Origin of the sequence: Klebsiella sp. CN_Kp106, from assembly GCF_040064575.1 — a bacterium.
Classification (GTDB): domain Bacteria; phylum Pseudomonadota; class Gammaproteobacteria; order Enterobacterales; family Enterobacteriaceae; genus Klebsiella; species Klebsiella michiganensis.
On sequence record NZ_JBEAIG010000063.1, the window covers coordinates 14,318 to 41,210 of the forward strand.

25 protein-coding genes are annotated in these 26,893 nt (G+C 59.4%); 17 read left to right on the forward strand and 8 right to left on the reverse strand.

The genetic code is table 11. From position 1 onward, the window contains the following. Nucleotides 1–37: 37 nt before the first annotated feature. A complete protein-coding gene (gene putP / locus ABLU96_RS21355; protein WP_047724109.1) occupies nucleotides 38–1,546 on the reverse strand; it encodes a sodium/proline symporter PutP in 1,509 nt (502 codons plus the stop codon). A 427-nt stretch (nucleotides 1,547–1,973) separates the two neighbouring features. Between putP and putA the strand changes: the two genes are divergently transcribed. Next, nucleotides 1,974–5,936 carry a trifunctional transcriptional regulator/proline dehydrogenase/L-glutamate gamma-semialdehyde dehydrogenase gene (gene putA, locus ABLU96_RS21360; RefSeq protein WP_032749626.1) on the forward strand — a complete coding sequence of 1,321 codons (3,963 nt, stop codon included), beginning with the start codon at nucleotides 1,974–1,976 and terminating at the stop codon, nucleotides 5,934–5,936. A 192-nt stretch (nucleotides 5,937–6,128) separates the two neighbouring features. Then, entirely contained in the window at nucleotides 6,129–6,524 is a 396-nt protein-coding gene (locus ABLU96_RS21365) for a lysozyme inhibitor LprI family protein (protein ID WP_014228800.1), read from the forward strand. Here ABLU96_RS21365 and rutR read toward each other — a convergent pair. Next, on the reverse strand, nucleotides 6,521–7,159 hold the full coding sequence (gene rutR, locus ABLU96_RS21370) for an HTH-type transcriptional regulator RutR (RefSeq protein ID WP_004849813.1): 639 nt from the start codon (nucleotides 7,157–7,159) through the stop codon (nucleotides 6,521–6,523). The two genes, ABLU96_RS21365 and rutR, sit on opposite strands and share 4 nt — an antisense overlap. 284 nt (nucleotides 7,160–7,443) lie before the next feature. On the opposite strand from rutR, the gene rutA reads away from it, so the two are divergent. Genes rutA through rutG form a run of 7 tightly spaced genes read left to right on the forward strand, consistent with a single transcriptional unit; the run spans nucleotide 7,444 to nucleotide 12,865 of the window. Then, entirely contained in the window at nucleotides 7,444–8,535 is a 1,092-nt protein-coding gene (rutA, locus tag ABLU96_RS21375) for a pyrimidine utilization protein A (protein WP_032749627.1), read from the forward strand. Beyond that, nucleotides 8,535–9,245, forward strand: coding sequence for a pyrimidine utilization protein B (gene rutB / locus ABLU96_RS21380; protein ID WP_046876529.1), 711 nt, complete (start codon nucleotides 8,535–8,537; stop codon nucleotides 9,243–9,245). The genes rutA and rutB overlap by 1 nt, the downstream gene beginning before the upstream one ends. Beyond that, on the forward strand, nucleotides 9,238–9,630 hold the full coding sequence (gene rutC, locus ABLU96_RS21385) for a pyrimidine utilization protein C (RefSeq protein WP_004131297.1): 393 nt from the start codon (nucleotides 9,238–9,240) through the stop codon (nucleotides 9,628–9,630). Before rutB ends, rutC begins: the two co-directional genes overlap by 8 nt. Next, on the forward strand, nucleotides 9,627–10,430 hold the full coding sequence (gene rutD / locus ABLU96_RS21390) for a pyrimidine utilization protein D (RefSeq protein WP_047724110.1): 804 nt from the start codon (nucleotides 9,627–9,629) through the stop codon (nucleotides 10,428–10,430). The genes rutC and rutD overlap by 4 nt, the downstream gene beginning before the upstream one ends. Further along, nucleotides 10,427–11,017: a malonic semialdehyde reductase gene (locus ABLU96_RS21395; RefSeq protein WP_014228796.1), complete on the forward strand. Its 591-nt coding sequence runs from the start codon at nucleotides 10,427–10,429 to the stop codon at nucleotides 11,015–11,017. Before rutD ends, ABLU96_RS21395 begins: the two co-directional genes overlap by 4 nt. 9 nt (nucleotides 11,018–11,026) lie before the next feature. Beyond that, entirely contained in the window at nucleotides 11,027–11,521 is a 495-nt protein-coding gene (rutF, locus tag ABLU96_RS21400; protein ID WP_004849801.1) for an NADH-dependent FMN reductase RutF, read from the forward strand. 21 nt (nucleotides 11,522–11,542) lie between these two features. Continuing rightward, a complete protein-coding gene (gene rutG, locus ABLU96_RS21405) occupies nucleotides 11,543–12,865 on the forward strand; it encodes a pyrimidine utilization transport protein G (RefSeq protein ID WP_064405248.1) in 1,323 nt (440 codons plus the stop codon). A 235-nt stretch (nucleotides 12,866–13,100) separates the two neighbouring features. On the opposite strand, the gene ABLU96_RS21410 is transcribed toward rutG, so the two are convergent. Further along, on the reverse strand, nucleotides 13,101–13,274 hold the full coding sequence (locus tag ABLU96_RS21410; RefSeq protein WP_004131287.1) for a general stress protein: 174 nt from the start codon (nucleotides 13,272–13,274) through the stop codon (nucleotides 13,101–13,103). A gap of 374 nt (nucleotides 13,275–13,648) precedes the next feature. Here ABLU96_RS21410 and wrbA point away from each other — a divergent pair, with 374 nt between their 5' ends. Then, entirely contained in the window at nucleotides 13,649–14,245 is a 597-nt protein-coding gene (wrbA, locus tag ABLU96_RS21415) for an NAD(P)H:quinone oxidoreductase (protein ID WP_004100968.1), read from the forward strand. 20 nt (nucleotides 14,246–14,265) lie between these two features. Further along, the gene (locus tag ABLU96_RS21420; RefSeq protein ID WP_004849783.1) at nucleotides 14,266–14,493 is read left to right on the forward strand and encodes a YccJ family protein; all 228 of its coding nucleotides are present in this window, start codon (nucleotides 14,266–14,268) and stop codon (nucleotides 14,491–14,493) included. A gap of 129 nt (nucleotides 14,494–14,622) precedes the next feature. On the opposite strand, the gene agp is transcribed toward ABLU96_RS21420, so the two are convergent. Both agp and ABLU96_RS21430 read right to left on the reverse strand, forming a co-directional pair. Beyond that, nucleotides 14,623–15,870, reverse strand: coding sequence for a bifunctional glucose-1-phosphatase/inositol phosphatase (gene agp, locus ABLU96_RS21425; protein ID WP_046876531.1), 1,248 nt, complete (start codon nucleotides 15,868–15,870; stop codon nucleotides 14,623–14,625). 139 nt (nucleotides 15,871–16,009) lie between these two features. Beyond that, nucleotides 16,010–16,234 (reverse strand): hypothetical protein, encoded by a 225-nt coding sequence (locus tag ABLU96_RS21430; RefSeq protein ID WP_009653459.1) that lies wholly within the window; start codon nucleotides 16,232–16,234, stop codon nucleotides 16,010–16,012. A gap of 271 nt (nucleotides 16,235–16,505) precedes the next feature. Between ABLU96_RS21430 and ABLU96_RS21435 the strand changes: the two genes are divergently transcribed. Further along, nucleotides 16,506–16,628 (forward strand): small membrane protein, encoded by a 123-nt coding sequence (locus tag ABLU96_RS21435; RefSeq protein ID WP_004849777.1) that lies wholly within the window; start codon nucleotides 16,506–16,508, stop codon nucleotides 16,626–16,628. Between the two features lie 121 nt (nucleotides 16,629–16,749). Here the strand turns inward: ABLU96_RS21435 and ABLU96_RS21440 are convergent, their stop codons facing one another. Further along, entirely contained in the window at nucleotides 16,750–18,141 is a 1,392-nt protein-coding gene (locus ABLU96_RS21440; RefSeq protein ID WP_014228791.1) for an APC family permease, read from the reverse strand. 352 nt (nucleotides 18,142–18,493) lie between these two features. Then, entirely contained in the window at nucleotides 18,494–19,912 is a 1,419-nt protein-coding gene (gene puuA / locus ABLU96_RS21445; RefSeq protein WP_004849770.1) for a glutamate-putrescine ligase, read from the reverse strand. 224 nt (nucleotides 19,913–20,136) lie between these two features. Between puuA and puuD the strand changes: the two genes are divergently transcribed. From puuD to ABLU96_RS21465, 4 genes are all read left to right on the forward strand, one after another. Next, a complete protein-coding gene (gene puuD, locus ABLU96_RS21450; protein WP_224227188.1) occupies nucleotides 20,137–20,931 on the forward strand; it encodes a gamma-glutamyl-gamma-aminobutyrate hydrolase in 795 nt (264 codons plus the stop codon). Nucleotides 20,932–21,039: 108 nt separating this feature from the next. Further along, nucleotides 21,040–21,597: an HTH-type transcriptional regulator PuuR gene (puuR, locus tag ABLU96_RS21455; RefSeq protein ID WP_004849766.1), complete on the forward strand. Its 558-nt coding sequence runs from the start codon at nucleotides 21,040–21,042 to the stop codon at nucleotides 21,595–21,597. A gap of 243 nt (nucleotides 21,598–21,840) precedes the next feature. Then, a complete protein-coding gene (puuC, locus tag ABLU96_RS21460) occupies nucleotides 21,841–23,328 on the forward strand; it encodes an aldehyde dehydrogenase PuuC (protein WP_025106246.1) in 1,488 nt (495 codons plus the stop codon). A gap of 2 nt (nucleotides 23,329–23,330) precedes the next feature. After that, on the forward strand, nucleotides 23,331–24,611 hold the full coding sequence (locus ABLU96_RS21465) for an FAD-binding oxidoreductase (RefSeq protein WP_014228788.1): 1,281 nt from the start codon (nucleotides 23,331–23,333) through the stop codon (nucleotides 24,609–24,611). A 29-nt stretch (nucleotides 24,612–24,640) separates the two neighbouring features. On the opposite strand, the gene ABLU96_RS21470 is transcribed toward ABLU96_RS21465, so the two are convergent. Beyond that, nucleotides 24,641–25,588, reverse strand: coding sequence for a LysR substrate-binding domain-containing protein (locus ABLU96_RS21470; RefSeq protein ID WP_162097164.1), 948 nt, complete (start codon nucleotides 25,586–25,588; stop codon nucleotides 24,641–24,643). Nucleotides 25,589–25,670: 82 nt separating this feature from the next. On the opposite strand from ABLU96_RS21470, the gene ABLU96_RS21475 reads away from it, so the two are divergent. Next, a complete protein-coding gene (locus ABLU96_RS21475) occupies nucleotides 25,671–26,762 on the forward strand; it encodes a tartrate dehydrogenase (protein ID WP_014838053.1) in 1,092 nt (363 codons plus the stop codon). Nucleotides 26,763–26,893 lie beyond the last annotated feature (131 nt).

The following is a 26,893-nucleotide window of genomic DNA, read 5'->3' on the forward strand; positions in this document are numbered from 1 at the left end:
AGCCCGCATTACGCGGGCTTGATGGGGTTGCAGAGGATTACTCGGCTGTCGCGCGCACCGGCGGCGCGGAGTGATAATGGGCGTCCGCTTCGGCGAAGCGTCGCTGCATCTCGGCGGAGGGCGCTTTACCCAGCAGGCTGAAGACCACAATCCCCAGGCTACCAAAGATAAAGCCTGGGATGATTTCATACAGGCCCAGCCAGCCGAACTGCTTCCAGATAATGACCGTTAAGGCGCCGATGATCATCCCGGCCAGCGCACCGTTACGGGTCATTCGTGACCACATCACCGAGAACAGCACCACCGGGCCAAACGCCGCGCCAAAGCCTGCCCATGCGTAGCTCACCAGACCCAGCACGCGGTTTTCCGGGTTGGCCGCCAGGGCGATCGCAATTAACGCGACGAGCAGCACCATAAAGCGTCCTACCCATACCAGCTCTTTCTGCCCGGCATTTTTACGCAAAAACGCTTTATAAAGATCTTCAGTAATGGCGCTTGAACACACCAGCAGCTGGCAGCTCAGGGTGGACATCACCGCCGCCAGAATCGCCGACAGCAGGATCCCGGCAATCCACGGGTTGAACAGAATCTGCGCCAGTTCGATAAAGACGCGTTCAGCGTTCTGATTAACCGCACCGGCAACGGCCGGGTTGTTATTGAAGTAGGCAATTCCGAAGAAACCGACGGCCACGGCGCCCGCCAGGCAGAGGATCATCCAGGTCATGCTGATGCGACGGGCGTGAACGATGCTGTGATGCGAATCCGCCGCCATAAAGCGCGCCAGAATATGCGGCTGACCAAAATAGCCCAGGCCCCAGCCCATCAGCGAAATAATCGCCACGAAGTTCAGGCCTTTGAGCATATCAACGTTCTCAATGCTCTTTTGCTTAATCACTTCCAGGGAATCGCCAAACCCGCCGACGGAAATCACCACCATCACCGGCGTCAGGATCAGGGCGAATATCATCAGGCTGGCCTGAACGGTATCGGTCCAGCTTACCGCGAGGAAGCCGCCGACAAAGGTATAAATAATGGTTGCCGCCGCCCCGGCCCACAGCGCGGTTTCGTAGCTCATGCCAAAGGTGCTTTCAAACAGACGCGCGCCGGCCACAATACCGGAAGCGCAATAGATGGTGAAAAATAACAAAATGACCAGCGCCGAGATAATGCGCAGCACGCGGCTTTTATCTTCAAAACGGCCGGTGAAATAATCCGGCAGCGTCAGGGCGTTATTATTCGCCTCGGTATGCACCCGCAAACGCCCCGCCACCAGCTTCCAGTTAATCCATGCGCCTAACGTCAGGCCAATGGCAATCCAGCTTTCGGAAATACCGGAAATAAATATCGCCCCCGGTAGCCCCATCAGCAGCCAGCCGCTCATATCGGAGGCTCCGGCGGAGAGCGCGGTGACGAATGGGCCAAGGCTGCGGCCGCCGAGAATATAATCATCAAAGTTCTTTGTCGAGCGCCAGGCAATAAAGCCGATGAGTACCATGCCAAAAATATAAACAATAAAAGTCACCAACATGGGTGTGCTAATAGCCATGTAAAAATCTCCAGAATTTTTGTCGACAGCGTCCAAATTTGTCGTTTTATCCACTACCGGAACGGGGCAATGGCCTATTGGTTGTATTGGGCGACCGTATCCTGACGGAAGCTTTGTTTTTTCACAAACGATTTAACACAGCATTTACACGAAATGCTTCCGGGACCAAACTTCATTTTGTTATAGGTTGCACTCTCTCACGTTTTTAGCGGTTGCACCACGCAAAAGTGTTAAGTGACGCATAGAAATACCTTATTAGACAGGGGATAAATACCTGCTATTTTCATCATCATTTTTAACATTCCCGGCGTTTTTCTACCTGCCACACAATTCTCAATTAACAAGGTTGCACAAAGTTGCAACATGGTAGATATTTCTACGCAACCTCATCTTGGCACGAAGACGTTCTATTACAGGAGTTCCTGACATGGGCACCACCACCATGGGTGTAAAACTTGACGACGCGACGCGTGAACGCATTAAATCCGCGGCGAGCCGTATTGACCGCACGCCGCACTGGCTGATTAAACAGGCCATTTTCAACTATCTGGAAAAGCTGGAAAACGACGAGACGCTGCCGGAGCTGCCGGCGCTGCTGTCCGGCGCGGCGAACGAAAGCGATGAGGCCGGTCATCCGGCTGACGAACCTTATCAGCCCTTCCTCGATTTCGCCGAGCAGATCCTGCCGCAGTCCGTTTCCCGCGCGTCGATCACCGCCGCCTGGCGCTGGGCCGAAACCGACGCCGTGCCGATGCTGCTGGAGCAGGCTCGCCTGCCGCAGACTCTCGGCGAACAGGCGCACAAGCTCGCCTATCAGCTGGCGGAGAAGCTGCGCAATCAGAAAACCGCCAGCGGCCGCGCCGGAATGGTGCAGAGCCTGCTGCAGGAGTTCTCGCTCTCCTCGCAGGAAGGCGTGGCCCTGATGTGCCTGGCGGAAGCGCTGCTGCGCATTCCCGACAAAGCCACCCGCGATGCCCTGATCCGCGACAAAATCAGCAACGGCAACTGGCAGTCGCATATCGGCCGCAGCCCGTCGCTGTTCGTCAACGCCGCCACCTGGGGGCTGCTGTTTACCGGCAAGCTGGTCTCGACCCACAACGAAACCAGCCTGTCGCGCTCGCTGAACCGTATTATCGGCAAAAGCGGCGAACCGCTGATTCGTAAAGGCGTCGATATGGCGATGCGCCTGATGGGCGAGCAGTTCGTCACCGGCGAAACCATCGCCGAAGCGCTGGCCAACGCCCGCAAGCTGGAAGACAAAGGCTTCCGCTACTCCTACGATATGCTGGGCGAAGCGGCGCTGACCGCCGACGATGCCCAGGCCTATATGGTCTCCTACCAGCAGGCGATCCACGCCATCGGCAAAGCCTCCAACGGACGGGGCATTTATGAAGGACCGGGCATTTCGATTAAGCTCTCCGCGCTGCACCCGCGCTACAGCCGCGCCCAGTACGACCGCGCGATGGAAGAGCTATACCCGCGCCTGAAATCGCTGACCCTGCTGGCGCGCCAGTACGATATCGGTATCAACATTGACGCCGAAGAGGCCGATCGCCTGGAGATCTCTCTCGATCTGCTGGAAAAACTCTGCTTTGAACCGGAGCTGGCGGGCTGGAACGGGATTGGCTTTGTGATCCAGGCCTATCAAAAACGCTGCCCGTTCGTGATTGACTACCTGATCGACCTCGCGACCCGCAGCCGTCGCCGCCTGATGATTCGTCTGGTCAAAGGCGCCTACTGGGACAGCGAAATCAAACGCGCGCAGATGGACGGTCTCGAAGGCTATCCGGTCTATACCCGCAAGGTCTACACCGACGTCTCCTATCTGGCCTGTGCGAAAAAGCTGCTGGCGGTGCCGAGCCTGATCTATCCGCAGTTCGCGACCCATAACGCTCACACCCTGGCGGCAATTTATCAGCTGGCCGGGCAGAACTACTACCCGGGACAGTACGAATTCCAGTGCCTGCACGGCATGGGCGAGCCGCTGTACGAGCAGGTGACCGGTAAAGTCGCCGATGGCAAACTCAACCGCCCGTGCCGTATTTACGCGCCGGTCGGCACCCACGAAACGCTGCTGGCCTACCTTGTGCGTCGTCTGCTGGAAAACGGCGCCAACACCTCGTTCGTGAACCGGATCGCCGACAGCACCCTGCCGCTGGATGAGCTGGTTGCCGACCCGGTCGCCGCGGTGGAAAAACTGGCCCAGCAGGAGGGCCAGGTGGGTCTTCCGCACCCGAAAATCCCGCTGCCGCGCGACCTTTACGGCAAAGACCGCAGCAATTCAGCCGGTCTGGATCTCGCCAACGAGCATCGTCTGGCCTCCCTCTCCTCCTCGTTATTAAACAGCGCGCTGCATAAATGGCAGGCGCTGCCGATGCTGGAGCACCCGGTGGCCGAAGGCGAAATGCAGCCGGTCGTGAACCCGGCAGAGCCAAAAGATATCGTCGGCTACGTGCGCGAAGCCAGCGAGGACGAAGTTCAGCAGGCGCTGACCAGCGCGGTTAACAACGCGCCAATCTGGTTCGCCACCCCGCCGCAGGAGCGCGCGGCGATCCTCGAACGCGCCGCGGTGCTGATGGAAGGCCAGATGCCGACCCTGATGGGCATCCTGGTGCGCGAAGCGGGGAAAACCTTCAGCAACGCGATTGCCGAAGTGCGCGAAGCGGTGGACTTCCTCCACTACTACGCCGGTCAGGTGCGCAACGATTTTGACAACGAAACCCATCGCCCGCTGGGCCCGGTCGTCTGTATCAGCCCGTGGAACTTCCCGCTGGCGATCTTTAGCGGACAAATTGCCGCCGCGCTGGCGGCAGGCAATACCGTGCTGGCAAAACCGGCCGAGCAGACGCCGCTCATCGCCGCTCAGGGCGTGGCGATCCTGCTGGAAGCGGGCGTACCGCCGGGGGTTATTCAGCTGCTGCCGGGCCGCGGGGAAACCGTCGGCGCCGCGCTGACTTCCGACGAACGCGTACGCGGCGTGATGTTTACCGGCTCAACCGAAGTCGCCACCCTGCTGCAGCGCAATATCGCCAGCCGGCTGGATGCTCAGGGTCGTCCGACGCCGCTGATCGCCGAAACCGGCGGCATGAACGCGATGATCGTCGACTCTTCAGCATTAACCGAGCAGGTGGTGATCGATGTGCTCGCCTCGGCGTTCGACAGCGCGGGGCAGCGCTGCTCCGCCCTGCGCGTACTCTGCCTGCAGGATGATATCGCCGATCATACGCTGACCATGCTGCGCGGCGCGATGGCCGAGTGCCGGATGGGCAATCCGGGCCGTCTGACCACCGATATCGGGCCGGTGATTGACGCCGAAGCCAAAGAGAATATTGAGCGCCACATCCAGACGCTGCGCGCCAAAGGGCGCAAAGTCTTCCAGGCGGTGCGCGAAAACGGCGAAGATTCCCGCGAGTGGACCAGCGGTACTTTCGTTCCGCCGACGCTGATTGAGCTCGACAGCTTCGATGAGCTGAAAAAAGAGGTCTTCGGCCCGGTGCTGCACGTAGTGCGCTATAACCGCAACGAGCTGGACGGGCTGGTCAAACAGATCAACGCCTCCGGCTACGGTCTGACCCTCGGCGTGCATACCCGTATTGACGAAACCATCGCTCAGGTCACCGGCAGCGCCAACGTCGGCAACCTGTACGTCAACCGTAATATGGTCGGCGCCGTGGTCGGCGTGCAGCCGTTCGGCGGCGAGGGCCTGTCGGGTACGGGTCCAAAAGCCGGAGGCCCGCTGTATCTGTATCGACTGCTCTCCAGCCGCCCGCAGAACGCCGTAGGGATTACCCTCGCCCGCCAGGACGCGGAGTATCCGCTGGACGCGCAGCTGAAGACGCTGCTGGAAAAACCGCTGGTCGCTTTACAGCAGTGGGCGGCGGATCGCCCGGAGCTGCAGGCTTTGTGCCAGCAGTTCAGCGAGCAGGCGCAGGCCGGAACCCAGCGTCTGCTGCCGGGGCCAACCGGCGAGCGCAACACCCTGACCTTTATGCCGCGCGACCGCGTGCTGTGCGTGGCCGATAATGAGCAGGACGCGCTCACCCAGCTGGCGGGCGTGACCGCCGTGGGCTGCGAAGTGCTGTGGCCGGACGCCCCTCTGCAGCGCGAGCTGGCGAAAAAGCTGCCGCGTGAGGTCAGCGCGCGGATCCACTTCGCCAAAGCGGAAACCCTGACGACCGAGCCTTTCGATGCGGTTATCTACCACGGCGATTCCGATCAGCTGCGGGAGCTGTGCGAACAGGTGGCGGCGCGCGATGGCGCGATCGTGTCGGTGCAGGGATTCGCCCGCGGCGAGAGCAATCTGCTGCTGGAGCGCCTCTATATTGAACGTTCGCTCAGCGTCAATACCGCCGCGGCCGGCGGCAACGCCAGCCTGATGACGATTGGCTAAGCCTGCTTCCCGGGTTGCGGCTGATGCCTTACCCGGGCTACCCAACCACAGCCCGCACTATCAGTAGCCCGGGCAAGGCGCTTTGCGCCGCCCCCGGGAAAGCAGACGGCACAACGTCAGCTAATGACACCAGACGCAGGCTGTGGTTAATTAAGGCTCCCGGACGGGAGCTTTTTTTATGGGAGTTGACCAATGAAACGCACTTTACTCGCTTTTGCCGCGCTGCTGGCAAGCACCCATGCGCTGGCGGACGAATGCAGCAACGCCAGCAATCAAACGGAAATGAACCAGTGCACCGCCGAGCGGTACCAGGCTGACGACAAAAAACTAAATGAAACGTACCAGGAAGCGCTGAAGCGCGCCTCCGGCAAGCAGCAGGAGTTGCTGAAAAAAGCGCAGCTGTCGTGGATTGCCCTGCGCGACGCCGACTGTCAATTCCTCGCCTCCGGCGCTGAAGGCGGCAGCGTACAGCCGATGCTGATCAACCAGTGCATGTCCGATAAAACCGTCGAGCGCGAATCGTTCCTCGCCTCGCTGCTGCAGTGCGAGGATGGCGATCAGAGCTGCCCGCTGCCGCCCGCCAATTAACGTACGCGAATCCCTTCGATAATCATCCGCTGGACGTTATCGACGGTTTGCTGAAAAAACGCCTCATCGCGCAGCGTCGCGCCGGTTACCGCCTCAACCTGAGTGGCGAAATCGGCGTAATGCTGTGTGGTCGCCCAGATCATAAAGATCAGATGCTGCGGGTCAACCGGCGCCAGCCTGCCGCTCTCGACCCAGCCGGAAATAATCGCCGACTTTTCATCCACCAGCGCTTTCAGATCGCCGGTCAGCTCGCCCATCAGCAGCGGCGCGCCCTGCAGCATCTCCAGGCAGAACAACCTTGACGCCTGCGGGTGATCGCGGGAAACCTCCAGCTTAAGGCGGATATATTCGCCGATGGCCACCAGCGGGCTGATATCTTCGCGGAAGGCCTTTAGCGGCGCCAGCCAGATAGCCAGAATCTGCTGCAGCACGGCAATATACAGCGCCTCTTTCGACGGGTAGTAGTAGAGCAGGTTCGTTTTCGATACCCCGGCCAGTTCGGCGACCTGCTCAAGCCGGGTACCGTGGATACCAAACTGCGAGAACGCGTCCAGCGCGGCGGCCAGGATAGCCTCTTTTTTCGCGCTCACCGCCTGTGAGCGTTTGCCGATCTTTTTCACGCCGCCCTGTGCCATTCGTTATCTCCTTCTTTTCACGCCATCAGCATAGCAAAAGCCCAGCGCCGACACGACTCTCTGCACCCTGATTGCGCACGACTGCGGTTTTTTCGTGCACCGATTTTGACCATTCAGTCCACTTTTATTGCTGCTATTTTCAGCAACCATCCAGCAACACCTTAATAACATTAGCCTTTGCAAAACTGGCATCGCCTTTGCTTTATCTTTCAGGCGAGGTGATTGAGGGAGATGCAGGATGCAGCGCCGCGCCTTCTTGTTCAACGACATGCAGAGAGGTAGGTATGAAAATTGGTGTCTTCGTTCCGATTGGTAATAACGGCTGGCTGATTTCCACCCATGCTCCCCAGTACATGCCGACGTTTGAGCTCAATAAGGCCATCGTGCAAAAAGCCGAACACTACGGCTTCGATTTCGCGCTGTCGATGATTAAACTGCGCGGCTTCGGCGGCAAGACCGAATTCTGGGATCATAATCTGGAATCCTTCACCCTGATGGCCGGACTGGCGGCCGTCACTTCGCGCATTCAGATCTACGCCACCGCCGCCACGCTGACGCTGCCCCCGGCGATCGTCGCGCGCATGGCCTCGACTATCGACTCTATCTCCGGCGGCCGCTTTGGCGTCAATCTGGTCACCGGCTGGCAAAAGCCGGAATACGAGCAGATGGGCATCTGGCCGGGCGACGACTACTTCGCCAGCCGCTACGACTATCTCACCGAATATGTCCAGGTGCTGCGCGACCTGTGGGGAACCGGGCGCAGCGACTTTAAAGGCGACTACTTCACGATGAACGACTGCCGCGTCAGCCCGCAGCCGTCGCAGCCGATGAAAGTGATCTGTGCCGGGCAAAGCGACGCCGGTATGGCGTTCTCCGCCCAACACGCTGACTACAACTTCTGCTTCGGTAAAGGCGTGAACACCCCTGCCGCCTTTGCCCCCACCGCCGCGCGCATGATGCAGGCGGCGGAAAAAACCGGCCGCGACGTCGGCTCCTACGTCCTGTTTATGGTGATCGCCGACGAGACCGACGAGGCGGCCCGCGCCAAATGGGAACATTACAAAGCCGGCGCCGATGACGAGGCGCTGGCGTGGCTTACCGAACAGAGCCAGAAAGACACCCGTTCCGGCAGCGACACCAACGTGCGCCAGATGGCCGACCCCACCTCGGCGGTCAATATCAACATGGGCACCCTTGTCGGCTCTTACGCCAGCGTCGCCCGCATGCTCGACGAAGTGGCGGCGGTCCCCGGTACCGACGGCGTGCTGCTGACGTTTGATGATTTCCTTATCGGTATCGAAGCCTTTGGTCAGCGCATTCAGCCGCTAATGCGCTGCCGCGACCATATCGCCACCATGACTCAAGAGGTTGCCTGATGATTACCCTGCCCGCTCGCCCGGAATCCCTGACCTTTGCGCCGCAGCAGAGCGCGCTGATCGTTGTCGATATGCAGAACGCCTACGCCAGCCAGGGCGGCTATCTCGACCTCGCCGGATTTGACGTTTCCGCCACCCGCCCGGTTATCGACAATATCAACGTCGCCGTGGCCGCCGCGCGCGCCGCCGGGATGCTGATTATCTGGTTCCAGAACGGCTGGGACGACCAGTACGTGGAGGCCGGCGGCCCCGGTTCGCCGAATTTTCATAAATCCAACGCGCTGAAAACCATGCGAAAGAACCCGGAGCTGCAGGGCAAGCTGCTGGCGAAAGGCGGCTGGGACTATCAGCTGGTCGATCAGCTTAAGCCGCAGCCCGGCGATATCGTGCTGCCGAAACCGCGCTACAGCGGCTTCTTTAGCACCGCGCTCGACAGCATTCTGCGCAGCCGCGGCATCCGCCATCTGATCTTTACCGGTATTGCCACCAACGTCTGCGTGGAATCGACCCTGCGCGACGGCTTCTTCCTCGAGTATTTCGGTATCGTGCTGGAAGACGCCACCCATCAGGCCGGTCCGGCGTTCGCCCAGCAGGCGGCGCTGTTCAATATCGAAACCTTCTTTGGCTGGGTCAGCGATGTCGCCAGCTTCTGTACCGCCCTTGAGCCCGCCGCGCCGCGCGCCTTTTCCGAGGAGAAACGTTATGCCTAAACAGGTGATTATTCCGCCAGGCACCACCACGCCTATCGCCCCGTTTGTCCCGGGCACGCTGGCCGACGGCGTGGTTTACGTCTCCGGCACCCTGCCGTTCGATAAGCAAAACAACGTGGTTTATATCGGCGACCCAAAGGCGCAAACCCGCCACGTGCTGGAAACCATCAAGAGCGTTATCGAGACGGCGGGGGGCAGTATGGCGGATGTGACCTTCAACAGCATCTTTATCACCGACTGGAAAAACTACGCCGCGATTAATGAGGTCTACGCGGAGTTCTTCCCCGGCGACAAACCGGCGCGTTTCTGCATTCAGTGCGGGCTGGTGAAGCCCGATGCGCTGGTGGAAATAGCCACCGTCGCGCATATCGGGAAGCCGGCATGATGAAGCTAAATATCTCCCCGGCGCCTTATCCGGGCGCGCCGGTGGTGGTTTTGAGCGCCGGGCTCGGCGGCGCGGGCGGCTACTGGCTACCGCAGCGGGCGGCGCTCGAACCGCACTATCAGCTGGTGAGCTATGACCATAACGGCACTGGTGAAAACGGCGGTCCGCTGCCCGTCGGCTACAGCATGGCGGCCATGGCGCAGGAGCTTAACGCGGCGCTGCAGGCGGCGGGGATTGTGCGTTTTGCGCTGGTCGGTCACGCCCTGGGCGCGCTGATCGGTCTGCAGCTGGCGCTGGACCATCCCGAAGCGATAAGCGCCCTGGTGCTGGTGAACGGCTGGCTGACGCTCTCCCCGCATACCCGCCGCTGCTTTCTGGTGCGCGAACGCCTGCTGCACGCGGGCGGCGCGCAGGCGTGGGTAGAAGCGCAGCCGCTGTTCCTCTATCCGGCGGAGTGGATGGCTTCTCGCCTGCCGCGGCTGGAGGCCGAAGACGCGCTCGCCATCAGCCATTTCCAGGGCAAAGAGAATTTACTGAAAAGGCTGAACGCCCTCAAGCAGGCCAACTTTTCGCGGCGGGCGGCAGCGATAACCTGCCCGACGCTGATTATCAGCGCCGCTGACGATCTGCTGGTCCCGGCCTCCTGCTCCCGCGTGCTGCAGGCGGCAATCCCCGGCAGCCAGCTGGCGGAAATGGCCTGGGGCGGCCACGCCTGCAACGTCACCGATACCGCCACCTTTAACCCTATTTTATGCGACGGGCTGGCCGCGATGCTGCCCGTCCCCCAGGAGAACCTATGAGCGAAGCCATTAGCCCGGCCGCCTGCGCCGCGCTGTTTACCGAGGCCCGAACCCACAACGGCTGGCTGGACAGGCCGGTCAGCGACGAGCAGCTGCGTGAAATCTACGCCTTGCTGAAAATGGGACCGACCTCCGCTAACTGTTCCCCGGCGCGCTTCGTTTTCATCCGCACACCGGAAGGCAAAGAGAAGCTGCGCCCGGCTCTGTCGAGCGGCAACGTTGCGAAGACCCTGCAGGCGCCGGTCACCGCTATCGTCGCCTGGGACAGCGCGTTCTATGACCGGCTGCCGGAGCTGTTCCCTCACGGCGACGCCCGCAGCTGGTTTACCTCCAGCCCGCAGATGGTGGAAGAGACCGCCTTTCGCAACGGTTCATTGCAGGCGGCGTACCTGATTTTCGCCTGCCGCGCGCTGGGCCTCGACACCGGCCCCATGTCGGGCTTTGACCGCGAAAAAGTCGATGCGGCGTTTTTTGCCGACGGCGCCTGGAAAAGCAACCTGCTGATTAATATCGGCTACGGCGATCCCGGCAAGCTGTACGCTCGCCTGCCGCGTCTGCCTTTTGATGATGCCTGCCAGCTGGCATAAGGAGCCCGCATGTCTACTGCCGATAAACAAAGCTTTCGCGACGCCATGGCCCACGTCGGGGCGGCGGTCAACATCATCACCACCGATGGTCCCGCAGGCCGCGCCGGCTTTACCGCCAGCGCCGTCTGCAGCGTTACCGACGCGCCGCCCACGCTGCTGGTGTGCCTGAATCGCTCCGCCTCGGTGTGGCCGATCTTCAGCCAGCACCAGGCCCTGTGCGTCAACACCCTGGCGGCCGGCCAGGAAGAGCTCTCGAACGTTTTCGGCGGTAAAACGCCGATGGCGGAGCGCTTCGCCGCCGCCGACTGGCAAACCGGCGCGACCGGCTGTCCGCGTCTGGAAGCGGCGCTGGTCAGCTTCGACTGCCGCATCAGCCAGATCGTCAGCGTCGGAACTCACGACATCCTGTTTTGCGAAGTGGCGGCGATTGTACGCCATCCGGAACCGCGCGGACTGATGTGGTTCGACCGCGGCTACCACACGCTGATGCGTCCAGCCTGTTAACCCTAAACCCAGGATCTCATCATGGCTCTCTTCGATTTTCCTCGCTGGCAGTTAACCTCCCCCTCCGCCGCGTCCGGCGTCGTGGCCCCCGATGAACGGCTGTCGGTCGGGCAAACCGTGGTGATGGGCGTTCAGCACGCGGTGGCGATGTTTGGCGCGACCGTCCTGATGCCAATCCTGATGGGGCTGGATCCCAATCTGTCGATCCTGATGTCCGGCATCGGCACCCTGCTGTTCTTTTTGGTTACCGGCGGGCGCGTGCCGAGCTACCTTGGCTCCAGCGCCGCCTTTGTCGGCGTGGTCATCGCCGTTACCGGCTTCAACGGCCAGGGGCTTAACCCGCACCTTAGCGTCGCGCTGGGCGGCATTATCCTCTGCGGGCTGGTTTATACCCTGATTGGCCTGGTGGTGATGAAAATCGGCACCCGCTGGATTGAGCGACTGATGCCGCCGGTAGTCACCGGCGCGGTGGTCATGGCGATAGGCCTTAACCTCGCGCCAATCGCGGTACGCAGCGTATCAGCAACGCCGTTCGACGGCTGGATGGCGGTGCTGACGGTGCTGTGCATCGGCCTGGTCGCGGTGTTTACCCGCGGGATGCTGCAGCGGCTGCTGATCCTCGTCGGGCTGATTATCGCCTGCGCGCTGTACGCGCTGCTGGCCAACGGCCTCGGGCTGGGCAAGCCGCTGGATTTTAGCCTGCTTGAGCAGGCGACGTGGTTCGGTTTGCCGCAGGTGACCGCCCCGACCTTTAACGGCCAGGCAATGATGCTGATCGCTCCCGTGGCGGTGATTCTGGTGGCGGAAAACCTCGGCCACCTGAAGGCGGTTGCCGGGATGACCGGGCGCAATATGGACCCGTATATGGGCCGCGCGTTCGTCGGCGACGGACTGGCAACGATGCTCTCCGGTTCGGTTGGCGGCAGCGGAGTGACCACCTACGCGGAGAATATCGGCGTGATGGCGGTCACCAAAGTGTACTCGACGCTGGTGTTCGTCGCGGCGGCGCTAATTGCGATGCTGCTTGGGTTTTCACCGAAATTCGGCGCGCTGATCCATACCATTCCGGGACCGGTGATCGGCGGCGCATCGATTGTGGTGTTTGGCCTGATTGCCGTCGCGGGCGCGCGAATTTGGGTGCAGAACCGCGTGGATTTGAGCCAGAACGCAAATCTGATTATGGTGGCGGTGACGCTGGTGCTGGGGGCGGGCGACTTCGCGCTTTCGCTCGGCGGCTTTACCCTCGGCGGCATCGGGACGGCCACCTTCGGCGCGATCCTGCTCCACGCTCTGCTTAACCGCCGTCCGCGTGAGGCCGGGCAAACCAACGTCACCCCGGTATGAAAGCGTGCGACGCCAGAAGACCCGTACCGGGAAATCCCCGGTCGCGCTGCGCTTACCGGGGCTACAAAACAGCGTCAACCCGTAGCCCGGTTAAGGCGTTTACGCCGCGAGCCGGGCGTTCCTCCCGCTCAGCGGAACCTGCAAAGTGGAAAAAAAACCGCCGACGTGACGTCGGCGGCGAGGGTGATGGGGTCGGGCCCGGGAGATTAACCCCCATCAGCAACAATCCGGCGCGCTAGCTTTCGCGGCTACCATGACTGTTTTTGCCCCCTTTCTTGCCCGCTTCGGAAGCGCGTTGAGGATCGTTTTTAAAGTTCCCCCCGCTATGCTGGCCACCTTTACGACCTGCTTCTGATGCTCTTTCACGGTCTTCGGCAAAGTTGCCGGCACCGCCACGATGGTTTGCCATTACTGACCTCCATTTAGGTTAGACATCATGCTGCATTAGGTGAAACACGAGGCTCTGGCCTCCGCGATACGGGTTGCGTATCACGTGCTTTTAAGGTTAGCGAAGGAAAGCCGTGCCGGGTGGATATCGTCACATTCTGAAATAGATTTTGTATAAGAACTGCCGCTATTGCGCCGGACGCGCGCTAAGCGACTCTTATGACAGCCTAAAATAGCGCCGCTGAAGATGTATCTTTTTGCAACAGCCCTGAATGTTAGCAATATTGTTATAAATCAAATAAATGATTGTTGCATTTGCACTCTTCGCCAGAGGTCTTATCTTTAAAGGTAGCCAGTCGACTGGCTGGCTCATAACGCAACCGAGGAGTGATGCAAATGGCTAAGATTCTGGTGCTTTATTATTCCATGTACGGACACATTGAGACCATGGCGCATGCCGTCGCCGAAGGAGCAAACAAGGTAGATGGCGTTGAAGTGGTCGTGAAGCGCGTGCCGGAAACCATGCAGGCAGAGGTTTTTGCCAAAGCAGGCGGGAAAACGCAAAACGCGCCCGTCGCCACGCCGCAGGAGCTGGCTGAGTACGACGCCATCATCTTTGGTACCCCAACCCGTTTCGGCAATATGTCCGGACAGATGCGCACCTTTCTCGATCAGACCGGCGGCCTGTGGGCGTCCGGAGCGCTGTACGGCAAACTGGCCAGCGTATTCAGCTCAACCGGTACCGGCGGCGGTCAGGAGCAAACCATCACCTCGACCTGGACCACGCTTGCCCACCACGGGATGATTATTGTACCGATTGGCTACGGCGCCCAGGAGCTGTTTGATGTTTCGCAGGTTCGCGGCGGCACGCCTTACGGCGCCACCACCATTGCCGGCGGCGACGGCTCACGCCAGCCAAGTGAAGAAGAATTAGCCATTGCCCGCTATCAGGGGCAACACGTTGCGGGTCTGGCAGTGAAATTACACGGTTAATCTTCAGCAGGAGGACAAGCATGCCGAATCAAGAAGCAAAGGCCCACCGCGTGGGTGAATGGGCCAGTCTGCGCAATACGTCTCCCGAAATTGCCGAGGCGATTTTTGAATTAGCCAATTACGATGAAAAGCTGGCGGAGAAAATCTGGGAAGAAGGCAGCGATGAAGTCCTGCCCCTCGCCTTCGCCAAAACCGACAAAGACTCCCTGTTCTGGGGCGAACAAACTATCGAACGCAAGAACGTGTAGCCAGGACAGGTACGCAGTACCGCCTCCGGGAGTTCTTACATGAGCTTCCCGGAGGCGCCTGTTCGGGCTACAAGACCAGGCTAAACATCGGCAGCAAGACCCGGATTGCTCCGGGTTTTTTATACTCTGCTACTTCGTGGCCTCGGCCATCGCCTTTTTAAAGGTGTCCATCGGGCAGAAGCCGTTGTCATCGACCGGACAACCGTTCAGCGCCAGCGTCACCCGCTGCGGCGGCGATTGCAGGGTCAGCGCATCGGCATTGCGCAGCTGTTCGGTACTTTGATACACGTACTCAATCTTCATCAAATCGCGATTGCCGCTCTTATCATGCCAGCGCTGGAACACCAGCTTGCCGCCGATGGGCGTACGTTCGTACTGGTTGTGCAGCTGATAAGGTTTAAAATCCAGCGCCGTCAGCAGCGAGGCGATATTGGAATCGTGCCCCACCAGCAGCGTGACTTTCGCCGCCTTCGCCGCATCGCCCACCAGCGCGTTATCAATATATTTCACCAGCGGCTTAGCCACGTTGCGCGCCACTTCAGGGGAAGTAAACAGGCTATCCTGATAGCCGTTTTTCAGCTTCGACAGCACCTGCCACTGCTTATCGGTTTTGATTTCGCCCCACGCCACCTGGTCTTTCGGGAAACCTTCGTAATATTGCAGCGTAAAGGCGTCAACCAGCGAGTTGCCGACTTTAAGCGGCCCGGAAACGCCCGGCTCCTGCTGATATTTGGCGCTAAAGGTATCTTTCGCGTCGCTCAGCGAGCACTGCTGCTTCTCTTTGCAGGACGGGGAGTTACGGTAGTCGGTCATCTCCTCCAGCAGCTTATAGCTTTCGCTCAGCTGCATCCCCTGCCGCTCTTTCTCCATCGCCTGCACCGCCTTTTCGCTAAACGCGGCGGAATCGTCAGTGATCACCGGATTAAACGTCGGGTCCATGGTGCCCATTTTTTCCTGATGGTGCACGGTCACGCCGCAGCCGGGAAACGCGCCGGTGATAAAGAACTGCGCGGTGGCGACGGTGCGCTGCAGGCTATTGGCATAGGCGTAGACCGCGTTCTCCGGCGGGCATTCGCCGCTGGTCACCAGCCCCTGCTGCGCCAGCCATTCGCGCATATAGTGCCCCATATACACTTCCAGCACCCCGCCCTTGGTGGTCAGTTGGCCGCCGGGGACATCCCACTCAGGCCAGGACTTCGGCGTTGATTGCTCCAGCACGCTGCCGTTGTTCGCCAGCGGCGCGCGCAGGTTATGGCGGCTCATGATCAGCACCTGCTGAAGCTGGTACCCTTCCGGTGCCGCCTGTTCCTGCGCCTGGACGCCGGCGGAGAGTAAAATAACGCCGGTCACGGCGGCAGCGAGTAGACTTTTTCTCATCCCTTAATCCTCAGTCAGTGATTATCATCGCCTTAATTGTGACAAATTTATGACATTTTTCCGGGCAATGGCTCGCAAAGTGCGGAAAGAAATACGTTTTCCGCCAGAGCGAAGGGAGGCTGAAATGAGAGGGAGGGCGTTACTCCGGTAGCGGTACCGCCGCCAGCGTGCAGATAGCCGCATGCTTGCCGCCGCGATGGTCGACAATCAGCACTTTATCGCCGGCTTTTTTTCCTTCGCAGGGTTTTAACACCTGCTCGACAATACGTTCACGAATTGACGGGTGCCCGGCGTCAGCCAGGCTATGGAATGAAGTCAGAATCAACAACGGCCCAATAAGACCGATGATATGCTTGTTAAACATTTATTACTCTCAACCCTATTTAAGCGGGCCAAGGGTAGCAGCCTGGGGGGCTCTCGTCTGTAAATTCGCTTAAACGAGTGTAACCCGTTCATTTTTTCACCACACCTTTGCTTTACTCTTCACATTTATTCATGTAAATAATAATTTCAGTGTATTGCTGGCAGTCTATTCTCGTCTGATTCATCGGGTCATCTTTAAGAAATATCCCGATGCTATTATCTCGATATCACGGTATTTTTTCTTCATGTTAAACATAACATTAGGTTAATCTATGTCAGGTATCCTGCTCTTTATCGTCGCGGTGGTTTTGCTGGGAGTAGCCATCTTCAGCCTGGTCTCCTATGTGAAGGATCGGCGCTCTGCACAGCTGCCAACTCATAAGAAAAAGAAATAATACGTCCTCACTATTCTTACCTTCTGCCCCTGCTATCTCTCCCGAGCGCCTGATTTCAAACGAGAATGACAAAAAAGAAGGCAGGCTCAATCGCCTGCCTTTGTGTCTGCGTAAAAAATCGTTACGATTCCCAGGCCTGTTCCGCTTTGGCGCCGTCAAACTGCGGCGGCGGCTTGCGGAAGCGGCGGGTCAGATACGTCAGATACAGCAGCCCGAGGCCCGCCCATATCAGACCCAGCGTCAGCGAGGTCGCCTCCAGGTTAATCCACAGTACGCCCACCGTTAGCGCGCCCACCATCGGCAGAAGCAGATAGTGAAAGCGATCTTTCCAGGTTTTATTAAAACCTTTACGCCGCCAGAAGTGGTTAAATACCGACAGGTTAACGAAGGTAAACGCCACCAGCGCGCCAAAGTTAATCAGCGCCGTGGCGGTGACCAGGTCAAAGAACAGCGCCGACAGCGCGACAATCCCCACCATGATCACGTTCAGCGCCGGGGTACGCCATTTCGGATGGACGTAGCCGAAAATGCGCTCCGGGAAAACGTTATCGCGGCCCATGACGTACAGCAGCCGTGACACGCTGGCGTGCGAAGCCAGGCCTGAGGCCAGGGTATTCACAAACGTCGTGCACAGGAAAATCGACTGGAACAACTTGCCGCCAACGTAGAGGGCGATCTCCGGCAGCGCCGCGTCCGGGTCTTTAAAACGGCTAATATCGGGAAAAAAGAGCTGCATAAAAAACGAGGCGGCGATAAAAATCACCCCACCGTAGACCGCAGTAAGGAAGATGGCCTTCGGGATCACCCGCGCGGCGTCCGGCGTCTCTTCGGAAAGCGTGGTCACCGCATCGAAACCGAGGAACGAAAAGCAGACTATCGTCGCCCCGGTAATGATCGGGATCAGGTGCGCATTCTGGCTAATAAACGGCTGGAGCGACCAGACGGTGCCCACCCCTTCCCCTTTATGCAACCCCTGCACCACCAGCACGATAAAGACCACCATGATCGAGATCTGCACCAGCACGAACAGGGTGTTGAAGTTCGCCACCAGGTTGACGCTTTTCAGGTTCGCCGCGGTGAGAATAGCCACAAACGTCACCACCCACACCCAGGGCGGCACGTCCGGAAACAGCGCGGAAAGATAAATCTTCGCCAGCAGCACGTTGATCATCGGCAGGAATAGATAATCCAGCAGCGATGACCAGCCCACCATAAAACCGACGTGCGGGCTGATCGACTTCTGCGCATAGGTATAGGCCGAGCCCGCCTGCGGAAACTGGCGCACCAGCTTGCCGTAGCTGATGGCGGTAAACAGCACCCCGGCCAGCGCCAGCAGATAGGACGCCGGAACGTGGCCGTTGCTGATGCCGGAGACGATGCCGAAAGTATCGAAAACCGTCATCGGCGTCAGATAGGCGAGGCCCATCATCACCACCTGCCACAGCTTGAGAGACTTGCGCAGGCGCGGTTTTTCCGCCCCGGAGGCGTTATCGAGAGAGGGATTAATAGACATAGCCATTTCCCCCGCTGCACACCTGGGTTTGCGGTCGTAGAGACCGGGAAACCAACCTGCTTCGCAACGGGGTTAATGGCAAATCGAAAGGTAAAAAGAACCGACGAGCGGCGGTGGCGACGCATTCCATGCGGCCATGACGGCCCCCTTCTCCCTGCGGATATTTAAACATCTGCATCATTTCCTACCTCGTTACACACTGTGTCGTTAACTGAAGCCCCGTTGCCGCCTGCGCTCCTTAACGCGACATCCGGGAATGGCTGGGCTCCCAGCAAAAACGTCCGACCAGGCTCCGCTCAGGCCGCATGATGCTACTCGTGATAATGCTAAAGCGCCCCTCGCGGGGCGAAAATCAGGCGTTTTTCAACATCCACTCGATTTCAGTTTCTGTGATCAGACGCTCAAACTGCAGTAATTCGTCATTTTTACAGGCGTGATAAACGTGGCAGAAGCGTTCGCCAAGCCGCTCGCGCAGATGATCGTTTTGCATAAACTCCCACAGCGCATCGCTCTGGCGAATCGGGAACGGCAGCCCCTCCTGCTCGAGGCCGTTGCCCTCCACCTCTTCCTGTAACGGCAGCGGATTATCCAGACCGTGGAGGATGCCGGCAAAAATCGCCGCCATCACCAGATACGGGTTGGCGTCCGCCCCGGCCACGCGATACTCGACGCGGTGATTGTGCCGATCGCCGCACGGAATGCGCAGCGCCACCGTCCGGTTGTTGTGCCCCCACGACGCCTGGGTCGGCACGTACATTCCCGGCTGGAAACGACGATACGAGTTCACGTTTGGCGCCAGCAGCGCCATCGACGCCGGCATCAGGTCAATCATCCCGGCGAGCGCGCGTTTTAACATCGCGGAATCTTCGCCGTCCGCGTCCGCCAGCACGTTCTCGCCTTTGTTGTTCTGCATGCTGATATGGATATGCATCCCGCTACCGGCGTGCTCTTCATAGGGTTTCGCCATAAAAGTGGCGTGCATCTTATGCTTCTCCGCCATCAAACGCACGAGACGTTTTAACGCCAGCGCATCATCGCAGGCGTCGAGCACGTTATCGGTATGGTGGAGGTTGATTTCAAACTGGCCGGGAGAGGCTTCCGCCACCGCGCCGTCGGCGGGGATCAGCTGGAGCTGGGCGATCTCGTCGATTTCGTTAAGCACGTCGGCAAAGTGGTTGAGGTTGTCGACGGAGTAAACCTGGCTTTGGGTATTGCGATCGCCGGTTCCCGGCGCGCACGGCGGCTGCAGGTAACCTTCCGCGTCGCGCTTGCGGTCAAGTAAATAGAACTCCAGCTCTACCGCTACCACGGGGAACAGCCCGCGCTGGCGCAGCTGCTGCCAGAGCCGGTTCAGCACGTTCCGCGGCTCAACGTCAAAGGGAGCGCCATCTTCATCAACCATGGTCAGCAGAACCTGACCAATGTATTCCGGGTCCGCCGCCGACGGGGTTAAGGTTCCCAGCACCGGCACGCAGGTGCGGTCCGGTTCGCCCATCTCCTGGCCGAGCCCCGCCTCTTCCACCACGTTGCCGAGAATATCCATCGCAAACACCGAAGCCGGGAAATAGCACCCCTTCTCCAGCTTGCTCAGGCTGGACACCGGGATCCGCTTACCGCGGAAGCAGCCGTTCAGGTCGGTTAGCAGCACATCAACGTATTGCGTATTGGGGTAACGCTCGAGGTAGCGCTTCACTTCCCAGGTGAATGCGCTGACCCGTCTCTCTTCCGACTGCTGAACAAAATTCTCAACTTCTACGATATTGGTTTCCATGATTCACCGCCGTTGTTTTAGTTTCGGACCCTGAATGGCACTGTTAAATATAATGTCCACTCTTCGAATGTGTATGCAAACAAATTGTTTGTCAAATGTTAAATTAAGTTTGCAAAGGGCTATATCCACTGCTAGATTGAGAAAATATTGAACGAAATGGCCGTTTTACCCGCTAATCCGGTCATAATTTAGTCCACTTTGTGAGGGCGATCATGGAAAATATAATGTACAAGCCAGTTATTGGCGTGGTGATGTGTCGAAACAGGCTTAAGGGTCACCAGACCCAGACTCTGCAAGAGAAATATCTGAACGCGATTGTGAACGCCGGCGGCGTACCGATTGCCCTGCCGCACGCGCTGGCCGAGCCGGAGCTGCTTTCTGCGCTACTGCCGAAACTGGACGGCATTTATCTGCCCGGCAGCCCGAGCAACGTACAGCCGCACCTCTATGGTGAAAACGGCGATGAGCCTGACGCCGATCCCGGGCGTGATCTTCTGAGCATGGCGCTGATCGACGCCGCGCTCGAAAGGCGCATCCCCATTTTCGCCATCTGCCGTGGACTACAGGAACTGGTTGTCGCCACCGGCGGGACTCTGTATCGTCGTCTGTTCGAGCAGCCTGAGCTTCTTGAACACCGCGAAGACCCCGAACTTCCCGTCGAGCAGCAATATGCGCCCTCGCATGAAGTTCAGGTTCAGGAAGGAGGATTACTTTCTCAGTTAATACCGGGCTGCAACACGTTTTGGGTAAACTCGTTACACGGGCAGGGAGCAAAAACGACGGGTCCACGGCTGCGCGTGGAGGCGCGTTCTCCGGACGGGCTGGTGGAAGCGGTCAGCGTTAACGACCACCCTTTCGCCCTCGGCGTACAGTGGCATCCTGAATGGAACAGTAGCGAATACGCCCTGTCGCGAATGTTGTTTGAAGGTTTTATCACCGCCTGTCAGAGCTATAGCCAAAATAATTCGAGTTGCAGGAAGGCGGCAAGTGAGGGAATCCCCAGGAGCTTACTGGAGTAAGTGACTGGGGTGAGCGAGCAAAGCCAACGCACAAGCAACTTGAAGTATGACGGGTATATGTTGCTGAAAAACAGCGACTCTGACCACTACCGTTAAGGAAATGCAAATATGAGCGATGACGGACTGGCGCCAGGGAAACGTCTGTCAGAGATCCGCCAACAGCTGGGTCTCTCACAGCGTCGTGCCGCCGAACTGTCTGGGTTAACACATAGTGCCATCAGCACCATAGAGCAGGACAAAGTCAGTCCTGCGATCAGTACGCTGCAAAAGCTGCTGAAAGTCTACGGGCTGTCGCTCTCGGAATTCTTTTCTGAACCAGAAAAACCGGCTGAACCGCAGGTGGTTATCAATCAGGACGATCTGATTGAAATCGGCAGTCAGGGGGTGTCGATGAAGCTGGTTCATAATGGCAATCCGAACCGCACGCTGGCGATGATTTTTGAAACGTACCAGCCTGGAACCACAACCGGGGAGAGGATCAAGCATCAGGGTGAGGAGATAGGCACCATACTGGAAGGTGAAGTCGTGCTGACCATCAACGGTCAGGCGTATCATCTGGTGGCTGGGCAAAGCTATGCCATTAACACCGGCATACCGCATAGCTTCAGCAACACCTCGGCGGGTATCTGCCGAATTATCAGCGCCCATACCCCCACCACATTCTGATTTTTTAGCCTGAGGTTTTCTCAGGTTTTTTTCAGGCGGGCGCCGCGGGAGGCGAAGTCGGGCGGCGCGAAGATAACGCAGTTCACCTTGCGCAATGCGGAAAGACTTATTCCGCTGGCCCCGGATAATTCACGCCTGTTAATGGGCAATTTAAACGGTACTCAACCCCGGGGACGCCCTGCGCCCTGAGGGTCTGAAATCACCACTTTTTTATTTTTCCGATTATGTCATTAAGGAGTCATGATGGATTTTCACAACCTGGCTTACTGGCAAGAAAAAGCAAACAATATCGCGATTGAAACGCGGCTATTTATTAACGGCGAATACAGCGCCGCCGCCGATAATAGCGTGTTCGCCACCGTCGACCCTACCGCCCAGCAGACGCTCGCCGAGGTCGCGCGCGGCAAAAAGGCCGACGTCGATCGCGCGGTCCAGGCCGCCCGCGGCGTCTTCGATCGCGGCGACTGGTCGCAGGCCTCCCCTGCCCAGCGCAAAGCGGTGCTGCATAAATTCGCCGACCTGATGGAAGCCCATCGCGAAGAGCTGGCGCTGCTGGAAACCCTCGACACCGGTAAACCGATTCGCCACAGCCTGCGCGACGATGTCCCCGGCGCCGCCCGCGCGATCCGCTGGTACGCCGAAGCCATCGATAAAGTGTACGGCGAAGTCGCCCCCACCGGCGGCAACGAGCTGGCCATGATCGTCCGCGAACCGATTGGCGTGATTGCGGCGGTGGTGCCGTGGAATTTTCCGCTGCTGCTGGCCTGCTGGAAGCTTGGCCCGGCGCTGGCGTCCGGCAACAGCGTGGTGCTTAAGCCGTCGGAAAAATCCCCGCTTACCGCTCTGCGCCTGGCGGGCCTGGCGAAACAGGCCGGGCTGCCGGACGGCGTATTCAACGTGGTGAGCGGTTTCGGCCATGAAGCAGGTCAGGCGCTGGCGCAGCATCATGACGTTGAAGTCATCACCTTTACCGGCTCCACCCGCACCGGTAAACAGCTGCTGAAAGACGCGGGCGACAGCAATATGAAGCGCGTCTGGCTGGAGGCGGGCGGTAAAAGCGCCAATATCGTCTTTGCCGACTGCCCGGACCTGCAAAAAGCGGTTAACGCCACCGCCGGCGGTATTTTCTACAATCAGGGCCAGGTCTGTATCGCCGGTACCCGTCTGCTGCTTGAGGAGAGCATCGCCGGCCGCTTTCTCGACCTGCTAAAAGAGCAGGCAAAGGGCTGGCAGCCTGGCAATCCGCTCGACCCGAATACCACCATGGGCATGCTGATCGACAACAGCCACGCCGATAGCGTCCACAGCTTTATTCGCGCCGGCGAAGCGCACAGCACGCTGCTGCTGGATGGACGTAAAAATCCGTGGCCCGCGGCGGTCGGCCCGACCATCTTCGTCGACGTCGACCCCGCCTCCGCCCTCAGCCAGGAGGAGATCTTCGGCCCGGTGCTGGTGGTGACCCGCTTTAAAACCGAAGAGCAGGCGCTGGCGCTGGCCAACGACAGCCGCTACGGCCTCGGCGCGGCGGTCTGGACCCGCGATCTCTCCCGCGCTCACCGCGTCAGCCGCCGTCTGAAAGCCGGCTCCGTCTTTGTGAACAACTACAACGATGGCGATATGACCGTGCCCTTCGGCGGCTATAAGCAGAGCGGCAACGGACGCGATAAGTCCCTGCACGCGCTGGAAAAATTCACTGAACTGAAAACTATCTGGATTGCCCTGGAGTCTTAATCATGAGCGAACATACCACCAGCTATTACGCCGCCAGCGCCAACCGCTATGAGCCGTTCCCGACGCTGGACGAATCGATCGGCTGCGACGTCTGCGTCGTCGGCGGCGGCTATACCGGCCTCTCTTCGGCGCTGCATCTGGCCGAAATGGGCTACGATGTGGTGCTGCTGGAAGGCGCGCGCATCGGCTTCGGCGCCAGCGGACGCAACGGCGGCCAGCTAGTCAACTCCTATAGCCGCGATATCGACGTTATTGAAAAAACCTACGGCCCGGATGCCGCGAAAATGCTCGGCAGCATGATGTTTGAAGGCGGCGACATTATTCGCGAACGTATCCAGCGCTATCAGATTGCCTGCGACTATCGCCCCGGCGGGCTGTTTGTCGCGCTGAATCATAAACAGCTGGAGACCCTGGAAGAGCAGAAAGCGAACTGGGAGCGCTACGGCAATACCCAGCTGGAGCTGCTGGATGCCAGCGCCATTCGTCGCGAAGTGGACAGCGATCGCTACGCCGGCGCGCTGCTGGACCACAGCGGCGGTCATATCCATCCGCTCAATCTGGCGATTGGCGAAGCGGACGCCATTCGGCTCAACGGCGGCCGGGTTTACGAACAATCACCGGTCACCGGCATTCAGCACAGCAGCCCGGCGGTGGTGACCACCGCGCGCGGACAGGTCACCGCCCGCTACGTGATCGTCGCCGGTAACGCCTATCTCGGTGATAAGCTCGAGCCGGAGCTGGCGAAACGCAGTATGCCGTGCGGCACCCAGGTGGTCACCACCGCGCCGCTGTCTGAGGATCTGGCGCGCTCGCTGATCCCGAAAAACTACTGCGTAGAAGATTGTAACTATCTGCTGGATTACTACCGCCTGACCGCCGACAACCGTCTGCTGTACGGCGGTGGCGTGGTGTACGGCGCGCGGGATCCGGACGACGTTGAGCGGCTGATTATGCCGAAGCTGCTGAAAACCTTCCCGCAGCTACAGGGGGTGAAAATCGACTACCGCTGGACCGGCAACTTCCTGCTGACCCTCTCGCGAATGCCGCAGTTTGGCCGCCTCGATAACAATATCTATTATATGCAGGGCTACAGCGGCCACGGGGTCACCTGTACCCACCTCGCCGGACGGCTGATTTCGGAGCTGCTGCGCGGGGACGCCGAACGTTTCGACGCCTTCGCCAGGCTGCCGCACTATCCGTTCCCCGGCGGGCGCAGCCTGCGTATTCCGTTTACCGCCATGGGCGCGGCTTACTACAGCCTGCGCGATCGGCTCGGCGTGTAATCCCCTCGGCCGACGGCGCCGGCCGTCGGCTATTTTTTCTCGCCGTTGCGCGGCGGAAATCGCTGCTGGAAGTAGTGGCGCAAAAACTCCACGGTGGTACGAATTTTGGCCGAGGTCGCCAGCCGCGACACGTATACCGCCCAGATATTGGCGGGCTGATAGTACTCCGGCAGCAGCTGCACCAGATTGCCGCTGGCGATATTTTCCCTGACGTCCCACCACGAGCGCAGCGCAATCCCCTGTCCCTCCAGGCACCACTGATGGACGATTTCACCGTGGTTAGACGACAGCGGTCCGGTCACCTTGATGGCGTGCTCCCCCTCTTTATCATCGCGCAGCTGCCAGACGCCAAAGGGCCGGTCGCGCTCTTTGATCACCAGACAGGGCAGCGCGGCGAGATCGCTGAGCTGTTTCGGCCGGGGATAGCGGGCGACAAACGCCGGCGAGGCGCAGAGGATGCGGTGATTGCTGGCAAGCTGGCGGGCTATCAGATTGGGCGCGATATCGTCGCCGACGCGAATATCCAGATCGACCCCTTCATTGGCCAAATCCACCAGCCGGTCGGCGACGTCAAAACGGATCTCCAGCTGCGGGTAGCGACGGGCCAGCTCGGAGAGCGCCGGCGCGACTACCCGCCGGCCAAAGCCAAAGCTGCTGATAATCCGCAGCGTCCCCTGCGGCACCTGCCGCACATCGGAGAGCTCATCCATCATCTGGTCGACATCCTGCAAAATGCGTAGTCCCCATTCGTAGATGCGCTCGCCCTCTTCGGTGATAGCCACGCGCCGGGTGGTACGGTGCAGCAGCTGGACGTTGAGCGTTTGCTCCAGCAGCGACACGCGCTTGCTGACGAAAGCCGGCGAGACGCCGAGCTCTTCCGCGGCGGCGGCAAAACCGGCGCGGCGGGCAACCAGCATAAATACGCGTAAATCGTTCAGCAGCGGCAGATTATTCATGATTCGTGTTTTATGTTTCACCAGTTAACGGGATTAATTATGAATCAGTCAATTATAGGATAGCGGTGAAGTCAATTTTCCTTACCTCAAACTGAGAATAACAATGAATAAAACCTTACGTATTGCCGCCATCCCCGGCGATGGCATCGGTAAAGAAGTGCTGCCGGAAGGCGTCCGCGTACTGCAGGCCGCCGCCGAACGCTGGGGGCTGGCGTTAAGCTTCGAGCACTTTGAGTGGGCCAGCTGCGACTATTACGCGCAGCACGGCGCCATGATGCCCGACGACTGGCGCGCGCAGCTGCAAACGTTTGATGCGATCTACTTCGGCGCGGTCGGCTGGCCGGATATCGTGCCGGACCACATTTCCCTGTGGGGCTCGCTGCTGAAGTTCCGCCGCGAGTTCGACCAGTACGTCAACCTGCGTCCGGTGCGCCTGTTCCCCGGCGTCCCCTGCCCGCTGGCGGGTAAACAGCCCGGCGATATCGATTTCTACGTGGTGCGTGAAAACACCGAAGGGGAATATTCCGCCCTCGGCGGCCATGTGAATCCGGGGACTGAACATGAAGTGGTGATTCAGGAGTCGGTATTTACCCGTCGCGGCGTTGACCGGATCCTGCGCTACGCCTTTGAATTAGCGCAGAGCCGCCCGCGCAAAACCCTGACCTCGGCGACCAAATCCAACGGTCTGGCCATCAGCATGCCCTTCTGGGACCAGCGCGTCGAAGCGATGGCGCAGCACTACCCGGAGGTGAAATGGGATAAGCAGCACATTGATATTCTGTGCGCCCGCTTCGTGCTGCAGCCGGAGCGTTTTGACGTGGTGGTCGGCTCCAATCTGTTCGGCGATATCCTCTCCGATCTCGGCCCGGCCTGTACCGGCACCATCGGCATTGCCCCGTCGGCAAACCTCAATCCGGATCGCACCTTTCCGTCGCTGTTTGAAGCGGTGCACGGTTCGGCGCCGGATATTTACGGCAAAAATATCGCCAACCCGATTGCCACCATCTGGGCCGGCGCGATGATGCTCGACTTCCTCGGCAACGGGGACGCACGCTATCAGGCCGCCCACGACGGTATTCTGGCGGCGATTGAGCAGACCATTGCCAGCGGACCGAAGACGCCGGATATGCAAGGCAGCGCCTCCACCCAGCAGGTGGGCGAAGCGATTTGTCGGGCGATTGTTGAACAAAAGTAGCCCGGACAGGCGCGTAAGCGCCGCCTCCGGGACGGTGCTCGTGCAGCTACGATATGCCTCTGAAACAACGTGATATGCAGCGATGCCCTGGTGCCCGCTGAAATCGGCGAACCGGAGGTCGGAAGACAAGG

Excerpts from the sequence above, each read along its gene's own strand:
- rutC (WP_004131297.1), top strand. The coding sequence starts at position 9,238 with ATGCCTAAACAGGTGATTATTCCGCCAGGCACCACCACGCCTATCGCC.
- puuD (WP_224227188.1), top strand. The coding sequence starts at position 20,137 with ATGTACAAGCCAGTTATTGGCGTGGTGATGTGTCGAAACAGGCTTAAG.
- puuR (WP_004849766.1), top strand. The coding sequence starts at position 21,040 with ATGAGCGATGACGGACTGGCGCCAGGGAAACGTCTGTCAGAGATCCGC.
- rutR (WP_004849813.1), bottom strand. The coding sequence starts at position 7,159 with ATGGCACAGGGCGGCGTGAAAAAGATCGGCAAACGCTCACAGGCGGTG.
- ABLU96_RS21420 (WP_004849783.1), top strand. The coding sequence starts at position 14,266 with ATGCCGAATCAAGAAGCAAAGGCCCACCGCGTGGGTGAATGGGCCAGT.
- ABLU96_RS21430 (WP_009653459.1), bottom strand. The coding sequence starts at position 16,234 with ATGTTTAACAAGCATATCATCGGTCTTATTGGGCCGTTGTTGATTCTG.
- wrbA (WP_004100968.1), top strand. The coding sequence starts at position 13,649 with ATGGCTAAGATTCTGGTGCTTTATTATTCCATGTACGGACACATTGAG.
- rutD (WP_047724110.1), top strand. The coding sequence starts at position 9,627 with ATGATGAAGCTAAATATCTCCCCGGCGCCTTATCCGGGCGCGCCGGTG.
- puuA (WP_004849770.1), bottom strand. The coding sequence starts at position 19,912 with ATGGAAACCAATATCGTAGAAGTTGAGAATTTTGTTCAGCAGTCGGAA.
- rutF (WP_004849801.1), top strand. The coding sequence starts at position 11,027 with ATGTCTACTGCCGATAAACAAAGCTTTCGCGACGCCATGGCCCACGTC.
- rutA (WP_032749627.1), top strand. The coding sequence starts at position 7,444 with ATGAAAATTGGTGTCTTCGTTCCGATTGGTAATAACGGCTGGCTGATT.
- ABLU96_RS21395 (WP_014228796.1), top strand. The coding sequence starts at position 10,427 with ATGAGCGAAGCCATTAGCCCGGCCGCCTGCGCCGCGCTGTTTACCGAG.
- ABLU96_RS21440 (WP_014228791.1), bottom strand. The coding sequence starts at position 18,141 with ATGTCTATTAATCCCTCTCTCGATAACGCCTCCGGGGCGGAAAAACCG.
- agp (WP_046876531.1), bottom strand. The coding sequence starts at position 15,870 with ATGAGAAAAAGTCTACTCGCTGCCGCCGTGACCGGCGTTATTTTACTC.
- ABLU96_RS21410 (WP_004131287.1), bottom strand. The coding sequence starts at position 13,274 with ATGGCAAACCATCGTGGCGGTGCCGGCAACTTTGCCGAAGACCGTGAA.
- putP (WP_047724109.1), bottom strand. The coding sequence starts at position 1,546 with ATGGCTATTAGCACACCCATGTTGGTGACTTTTATTGTTTATATTTTT.
- ABLU96_RS21475 (WP_014838053.1), top strand. The coding sequence starts at position 25,671 with ATGAATAAAACCTTACGTATTGCCGCCATCCCCGGCGATGGCATCGGT.
- ABLU96_RS21365 (WP_014228800.1), top strand. The coding sequence starts at position 6,129 with ATGAAACGCACTTTACTCGCTTTTGCCGCGCTGCTGGCAAGCACCCAT.
- rutB (WP_046876529.1), top strand. The coding sequence starts at position 8,535 with ATGATTACCCTGCCCGCTCGCCCGGAATCCCTGACCTTTGCGCCGCAG.
- puuC (WP_025106246.1), top strand. The coding sequence starts at position 21,841 with ATGGATTTTCACAACCTGGCTTACTGGCAAGAAAAAGCAAACAATATC.
- ABLU96_RS21435 (WP_004849777.1), top strand. The coding sequence starts at position 16,506 with ATGTCAGGTATCCTGCTCTTTATCGTCGCGGTGGTTTTGCTGGGAGTA.
- ABLU96_RS21465 (WP_014228788.1), top strand. The coding sequence starts at position 23,331 with ATGAGCGAACATACCACCAGCTATTACGCCGCCAGCGCCAACCGCTAT.
- putA (WP_032749626.1), top strand. The coding sequence starts at position 1,974 with ATGGGCACCACCACCATGGGTGTAAAACTTGACGACGCGACGCGTGAA.
- rutG (WP_064405248.1), top strand. The coding sequence starts at position 11,543 with ATGGCTCTCTTCGATTTTCCTCGCTGGCAGTTAACCTCCCCCTCCGCC.